Source organism: Streptomyces sp. NPDC048643 (assembly GCF_040650615.1).
In the GTDB taxonomy this organism is placed as follows: Bacteria; Actinomycetota; Actinomycetes; order Streptomycetales; family Streptomycetaceae; genus Streptomyces.
This window is the reverse complement of the sequence record NZ_JBEZHO010000102.1, coordinates 1-6896: the sequence shown is the minus strand read 5'-3', so window position 1 is coordinate 6896 and position 6896 is coordinate 1. Positions and strand designations below refer to the sequence as shown.

Genomic DNA, 6896 nt, shown 5'->3' with positions numbered 1-6896 from the left:
GCGGCGTCGAGCGAGGTCGAGGTGTAGCCGTTCGCGGCCTTACGCGCCTCGATGACGTCCCTTTCCGACAGGGACATCAGCTCGGACAGTTCCCGGGTCGTGGGTATGCGACCGAGCCGGCTACGCAGTTCCTCGGTGGCCTTGGCCAGCTGGACGCGTGCTTCCTGCAGACGGCGCGGGACGTGCACGGCCCACGTGGTGTCGCGGAAGAAGCGCTTGATCTCACCGACGATGTAGGGGACCGCGAAGGAGGTGAACTCGACTTCGCGGGTGAGCTCGAAGCGGTCGATGGCCTTGATGAGGCCGATCGTGCCGACCTGGACGATGTCCTCCATCTCGTCGCTGCTGCGGCTGCGGAAGCGTGAGGCCGCGAACTGGACGAGGGTGATGTTCATTTCGATGAGCGTGTTGCGCGCGTACTGGTACTCGGGTGTGCCCTCTTCCAGTACGGCGAGTCGGTCGAAGAACAGCCTCGACAACTCGCGGGCGTCCTTCGGAGCGACCTGCGACGGGTCGCTGATCTCCGGCAGCACGACGGTCTGCACCCCGGCTGGCTCGGTCACTGTCATGCTCGTCCCCTCCTACGTGATCCAGCCTCATATACAGCCTGCTCCTGCGCGGGCGGAGACGGTGTACCCCCGCTTGAGGCATGTATGCCACACGATTTCACGGTGGTTCAGCCACTCAGTATTCCGCCTCAAGAGTGAAGGCGGGACGGAGGCTAACCCACCAGGCCTGCCGAGTGCGACGTGGGTCTCGCAGACGTGTCGGCTTGCCGTGCCGGCGAATCCCTGGTGCGTCCGCGTCCGCAGCGGCATCGGGGTGTTCCACGGCGGCCCACTTCACCGGCAACGGCCAGGGACCCGGCGCGCAGCCCATGGAGTCCAGTGCCCCGGGGCGTGTGACGTGCTTGTGCCTGGCCAGCCGCTAGCCGCTAGCCGCCAGCCCGGCCGGGGCCGTCCAGCGGGACTGTTTGAGGTCGACTTGCTCTCCGCCTGGAACCCAAAAATCTATGGTGGCCAGAGTAGACATTGAGAGATCTCCTGGCTATGGTTTCTCTCGTAGTCGAGATCAGCAGGGCCCGGCAGACACGAACTGTCGGGCAGTGTCACGCAGTTGCAGTTACACAGGACGGTGCGGTGGTGGAGCTTCGAAGCCAGGTTGTCGCAGGTCGGCGACGGGGCTGACGACCGGACCGGGTGGCCTGCGGTGATCAGGGGCCGCCACGAGCAGGACCGCGATTGAAGGTGTAGTGCCCGTTAGTGCAGTTCGCGGTATCCAGCAGTGAAGGTATGTGAGTGGTACCTCGGTGAAGGCGTCGGCTGCGGGCGCGCGCACCGGGAGGTTCGGCAGTGGGGTTCCAAGCCAGAGCGGTAGGTGCAGGACGAGCAACGGGGCTGGCTGCCGAAGAGTGACGCTTCCACAGGTCGCAACGCAACAAGCAGTAGAGCAGTGCCAGCAGTACGCAGCCCCCCTTTGGAAAGTTCTGGTTAAGAGGGAAAGAACGGAGGAGCCGAGCGCCATCAGGATCGCCCGGGCGGATTGGCTGAGCCCGGGTACCGCAGGACATCGATAGTGAGGTGGTCTCCGGTCGAGCAACCGCGATCCCCGCGCTCCCGACAGCAGTCCGGTCGGGGCCGCGGAAACAGAAGGCCGGCGCAGTATCAGGGCCGGCAGATGGTGTAGCAGTTCCTTCGGGGCCCTGGCGCAATGGCGCCAGGGCCCCTCCACGCGTTTCACGAGAGAGGTGCAATGCCGGCAGACGACTCGTTCGGCCGGCTTGACGATGACGACTACCCGCCTAAGGGCTGTCCCGCAATGACCCGGAGGCCCGAGTCAGGGCTCGAAAAGATGTGATGCCGTGCACGCAGCGTGTGTACGGTGCCGGAGTGATCGACTTTGATGGCGCTTGGTTGGGTGCGGAGGCCGCGCGGCGGTTGGCGGAGGCGGACTGCTGTGAGATAGCTCCAGGGTCTTCCGCCACGGCCGGAGCGGCCACATGGCGCAACGGGTCATAGGAGACAACGGCGCCCGCTCGGGCGACGAGGCTCTGCACCGGATCACCGGCGCCCAGGCCCCGTCCGGCATCCCGGTCGTCATCACCGCACCGGTGACCGAACGGCCCAAGCGCACGCGCTCTACGTCCCGGGGCCGGCGACGCCCCTCGTCGACAACCCGCCGCGCCCCCGTACGCCAGAGCGACTTGGGTACGGCGGCCTAGAACCTTCGTGCGGCCTTGTCGACGGTGACGGTCGCCACCGTAGTCGCGAGCCGGCGGTGCAGCCAGCGGCGGACCGTTTTCTGGCTGCAGCCCAGCTCCATGGCGATCGCCGGCACTCGTAGTCCCGACCAGCTCAACTCAATCATCCGGGCTCGCATCACAGCATCCTGCGGAGCCTTCCGTGCCCGCGCCAGCCGACCAACGACGGCCCGCTCGTCCTCATCACGCTCCGGTCGTGCCCATAAAACCATCACCCAGCACCCGCCCCCGAGCACCCTCAACTACCCCGCCACCAGGACATACACCCAGCGAAAGAGGAATCCAGCACTAGGAGCGCGGACGGCCGGTGAGGCGGCTGTGGCCGGCTGCTGGCACCGCTCGATCCGCTCGGCAGGAGGAAGAGATCGCCCAGGCAATGGATCACCTCGCTCCACTCTCCGGGTAACGTCCAGGCATGAGTCATCCGCACCCCGAGCTGAAAGCCGCTCCGCCCCTTCCTGAAGGAGGGCTGCGGGTCATCGCCCTGGGCGGCCTGGGCGAGATCGGCCGCAACATGACCGTCTTCGAGCACGCAGGCAAGCTGCTCATCGTCGACTGCGGCGTGCTGTTCCCCGAAGAGACCCAGCCCGGCGTAGACGTAATCCTTCCGGACTTCACCTCCATCCGGGACCGGCTGGACGACATCGTGGCCGTGGTCCTCACTCACGGCCACGAGGACCACATCGGCGGCGTGCCCTACCTGCTGCGCGAGCGGTCCGACATTCCCATCGTCGCCTCCAAGCTGACGCTGGCGTTCCTGGAGGCCAAGCTCAAGGAACACGGCATCCGGCCGCGCACGGTGCGCGTGCGGGAGGGCGACCGGCGCAGCTTCGGGCCCTTCGACTGCGAGTTTGTGGCGGTCAACCACTCCATCCCGGACGGCCTCGCGGTCGCGATCCGCACCGGCGCCGGGATGGTGCTGCACACCGGCGACTTCAAGATGGACCAGTTCCCTCTCGACGACCGCATCACCGATCTGCGTGCCTTCGCCCGCCTCGGCGAGGAGGGCGTGGACCTGTTCCTCACCGACTCCACCAACGCCGAAGTACCCGGCTTCACCACCTCAGAGCGTGAGCTGAACCCGGCGATCGAGCAGGTGCTGCGCACCGCGCCGCGCCGGGTCATCGTCTCCAGCTTCGCCAGCCATGTGCACCGCATCCAGCAGGTCCTGGACGCCGCCCACCAGCACGGCCGCAAGGTCGCCTTCGTCGGCCGGTCGATGGTCCGCAACATGGGAATCGCCCGTGACCTGGGCTATCTGAAGGTCCCCTCCGGTCTGGTCGTGAGCACGAAGGAGCTGGAGAAGCTCCCGGACCACAAGATCACTCTGGTGTGCACCGGCTCCCAGGGCGAACCGATGGCCGCGCTGTCACGGATGGCCAACCGCGACCACCAGATCCGTATCGGCAAGGGCGACACCGTCCTGCTCGCCAGCTCCCTCATCCCCGGCAACGAGAGCGCCATCTACCGCGTCATCAACGGGCTTACCCGGTGGGGCGCCCACGTGGTCCACAAGGGCAACGCCAAGGTCCACGTCTCCGGGCACGCCAGCGCCGGCGAACTCGTCTACTGCTACAACATCGTCAAACCCCGCAATGTCATGCCTGTGCACGGCGAATGGCGCCACCTGCAGGCCAACGGCGACCTCGCCATCCGTACCGGTGTCGACCCGGACCGGGTCGTCATCGCCGAGGACGGCGTCGTCGTCGACCTAGTCGACGGCCGCGCGTCCATCACCGGGAAGGTCACCGCAGGCTACGTCTACGTCGACGGGATGGAAGTCGGCGGCGTCACCGAAGCCTCCCTCAAGGACCGCCGCACGCTTGGGGAAGAGGGGGTAGTCACGGTGGTGGCGATCGTCGACGCCGACACCGGCGCCCTCGCCGAAGCCCCCGACTTTCTGGCCCGCGGCTTCGCCCATGACGACACCACCTTCGAGCCGGTCATCCCCGTCATCGAGAAGACCCTAGCCACCGCCGCCGACGAAGGCATCGGGGACGCGATCCAACTCGAACAGCTCATCGCCCGCGCCGTGGCGAACTGGGCGTTTCGCACCTACCGCCGCAGGCCTCTCATCATCCCCGTCATCATCGACGCCTGAGCCCCGGCAGCACGGCCCCTGCCTGCCGTGCCCGGCCTCGCGAGTATCGAAGCCGGGCACGGGAGTCAGCAGCTGCCCGAGGAGGGGCACATCAGGTTCCAGCCTGCTGGAGGTGCACCTCAACGACGGGAGCAGGCGACGCATCGGCCTCACTCATTGCGAAGCCACTTGCGAGCGAGGGCTGTGGCGATGCGCCCCCAGCACCTGTCGTTCGATTCTGAGACACAGGCATAGATGGTGAGCGAGGGCATACGAGGCTGGCACCCATCCGGGAGGCGACCTGTCTGTAAGCACGTCGCGGGGAGGGGCCCAGCCGTGCACGGTTTAGGGTCCCTACGTGGCACACACCTTCGAAGAACTCGTGGAGAAGCAACGCGCCGCCGACCAGGCGCACGCGACCGTACAAGCCCTACGCACCAAAGCCGATCTGCCCGCTTACGAGACCGCATGGCAGGCATGGCGCGACCTCGCCCAAGACGTGCAGGGCGCAGTCACCGTGCACGCGGAAGAGCAGGGCACGATGCGGGCCCGCGTGGAGCTTGAGGTGAAGAAGGCGGTCCGCCACACCGAGTAGCGAGCACGGAGGCGCGCCTACCAACACCGCGCAGGCGTCGCCAGCGGCGTACTGCCTCCGTCGTCTCCCGCCCGTGGAGGCGGGCCCGTGGTGAAGCGGTCGGGTACGACGGGGCCCTTCGGCCGTACCGCAGGGCGGAAGGGCAGCTGAGGACGGCAGTGTTCAACTCGGCCCGCTGTCCGGGCCCGCCTTATTCACAGGCAATCAGGAAAGAGCCGTCGGATGCCGTAGAGGAGGCTGTTTTCAGGAGCCTTCTCATTTCCTCTGAGAGCCTTCCTGTGGCTGCGCAAGGGGAGGGTTGACGGAAGCTCGATAATGCGTACACTATCGTCTCGGCACGTCAAAGATAAAGCTCGTAAGCATGCGTGTGATACGGCAGGATGCGTTCCGCGTGGCGGTCCACTCAATTGTTTTTGATCTTGGTAAGTGATAGACTTAGCACATGAACAAGGAGAAGGTCATGCGCCTCTAGCGCACAATCCAGGCAACACCTATGCCCGGAGTGAGCAGCGAGCTCAAGCCGGGCTCTTTTTGTGTCCAAAAACAGGGAAACATTTGTCGCACATCTATCGAAAGGAACGAGATGGACATCGAGAATAACGTTAAGGCCGAGGGTGAGACGTCTGAGAGTCAGGCCTCTGGCCTGCCATGACGCCTCCAGGTAAGGCAGGTTGCCGACCGTTGGAAGGAGTGGAGTCGCAGCGTGAAGGGTACGAAGGAAGTTGGTGGGCTACGAGCTGCCCAGCTCAACCGAGGAGCTGCATGGATTCGCTTTGCCTGTGTTTGCGGTGCCCTCTTGGCGGCACTCATTGGTGCCAGCTATCTCCTGCAAGTGAACGTAGTGGTCAACAGGCCTGTGATTAACGTAGAGAATGGAGTGGTGGACTATAGCGGGGATGCTTACAGTGTGGAGGTGGGAATGGGAAACGAGTAGTTCGCAACCGTCTTGCGCTATGGTGTCGAGTGAAACTCGGCGCCTTTTTCTATGCCCTTTTAAGGCAATCTGTGAAAGGAAGGGGTGGTGAAGAGTTCCCTGGGGGCATGACCGTCAAGCCGAAGGGCGGCACCCCCAGTACTTTCTCTTCCGGCCGCGCCTGGCCGGCATCGCAGGTATTCACCCCCCACCAGCTGGCCGTTGGCTTCCTACACGATGGGCCGGGCCGCCGAACTCCTCGGCACCACCCAGGGCTTCCTCCGCGCGATCGGCGAAGCCCGCCTGATCACCCCGCTCCGCTCGCCGGGCGGCCACCGCCGCTACTCCCGCTACCAGCTGCGCATCGCCGCCCGCGCCCGGGAACTCGTCGACCAGGGCACACCGATCGAGGCCGCCTGCCGCATTGTCATCCTCGAGGATCAGCTCGAAGAAACACAGCGCGTCAACGGCGAATACCGCCGCGCCTCCCAGCCCGCGGACTCCGTAGCATCGCGGCTCCCTCACTGAACTTCGGTGCTTTCCCTCAGTTGAACTGCGGTGAGTCTTCAGGCGTCATCGAATTCGGTGACCTTCCGTCAGAATTGCGCGTACTCATACCCCTGATCCCGCGCTCGCTGTGAATCACGTGGATGGCCGGAGGGGTCGTGTTGGAGGGCCCTGGTTCCTGGCGTCACGGCCACCTCCGGCCATGACCCTCCAGCTACCCCCGAACCGGAGGAATCACCAACTTCACGCTGAGATGAGATCACGGGACGGGACATGGGTGGGGCCCGACGCCAAGGCGTCGGGCCCCACCCATGATTGTGCTGCTGTTGCGGCTGTCTATCTACCAGCGGTACCAGCGGCCGCGCTTGCCGCCGCTTGCCGTCGGGCGGATCACGAAGCCCAGGACCCACACGATCAGGACGATCACGGCGATCCACCAGAGTGCTTTCAGTGCGAAACCGGCACCGAAGAGGATCAGGGCGAGCAGAAGAACAAGAAGAACGGGAACCATGGTTATCAACCTCCGGACCCTCGTGTGCCC

Annotated in this window: 6 protein-coding genes and 1 pseudogene; 4 read left to right on the top strand and 3 right to left on the bottom strand. The window is 65.3% G+C overall.

The features are described from left to right. A partial coding sequence (locus AB0C62_RS41955) for a sigma-70 family RNA polymerase sigma factor (protein ID WP_362982552.1) occupies positions 1–569 on the bottom strand: 569 nt, incomplete at its 3' end. Positions 570–2032: 1463 nt separating this feature from the next. Here AB0C62_RS41955 and AB0C62_RS41950 point away from each other — a divergent pair. After that, a pseudogene (locus tag AB0C62_RS41950) lies at positions 2033–2221 on the top strand (ATP-dependent helicase); the annotation flags it as partial. Here AB0C62_RS41950 and AB0C62_RS41945 read toward each other — a convergent pair. Next, positions 2218–2379, bottom strand: coding sequence for a helix-turn-helix domain-containing protein (locus AB0C62_RS41945; RefSeq protein ID WP_362982550.1), 162 nt, complete (start codon positions 2377–2379; stop codon positions 2218–2220). The pseudogene AB0C62_RS41950 and the gene AB0C62_RS41945 sit on opposite strands and share 4 nt — an antisense overlap. A gap of 296 nt (positions 2380–2675) precedes the next feature. On the opposite strand from AB0C62_RS41945, the gene AB0C62_RS41940 reads away from it, so the two are divergent. The 3 genes from AB0C62_RS41940 (at position 2676) to AB0C62_RS41930 (ending at position 6376) form a co-directional block, all read left to right on the top strand. Continuing rightward, entirely contained in the window at positions 2676–4361 is a 1686-nt protein-coding gene (locus AB0C62_RS41940; protein ID WP_362982548.1) for a ribonuclease J, read from the top strand. Between the two features lie 337 nt (positions 4362–4698). Beyond that, on the top strand, positions 4699–4935 hold the full coding sequence (locus AB0C62_RS41935; protein WP_362982546.1) for a hypothetical protein: 237 nt from the start codon (positions 4699–4701) through the stop codon (positions 4933–4935). 1150 nt (positions 4936–6085) lie between these two features. Further along, complete coding sequence (locus AB0C62_RS41930) at positions 6086–6376, top strand: MerR family transcriptional regulator (RefSeq protein WP_362982554.1); 291 nt, start codon at positions 6086–6088, stop codon at positions 6374–6376. Positions 6377–6695: 319 nt separating this feature from the next. Here the strand turns inward: AB0C62_RS41930 and AB0C62_RS41925 are convergent, their stop codons facing one another. Further along, positions 6696–6866, bottom strand: a complete 171-nt coding sequence (locus AB0C62_RS41925; RefSeq protein ID WP_164369086.1) for a hydrophobic protein — start codon at positions 6864–6866, stop codon at positions 6696–6698. Positions 6867–6896: the final 30 nt, after the last annotated feature.

Excerpts from the sequence above, each read along its gene's own strand:
- AB0C62_RS41940 (WP_362982548.1), top strand. The coding sequence starts at position 2,676 with ATGAGTCATCCGCACCCCGAGCTGAAAGCCGCTCCGCCCCTTCCTGAA.
- AB0C62_RS41925 (WP_164369086.1), bottom strand. The coding sequence starts at position 6,866 with ATGGTTCCCGTTCTTCTTGTTCTTCTGCTCGCCCTGATCCTCTTCGGT.
- AB0C62_RS41945 (WP_362982550.1), bottom strand. The coding sequence starts at position 2,379 with ATGCGAGCCCGGATGATTGAGTTGAGCTGGTCGGGACTACGAGTGCCG.
- AB0C62_RS41930 (WP_362982554.1), top strand. The coding sequence starts at position 6,086 with ATGGGCCGGGCCGCCGAACTCCTCGGCACCACCCAGGGCTTCCTCCGC.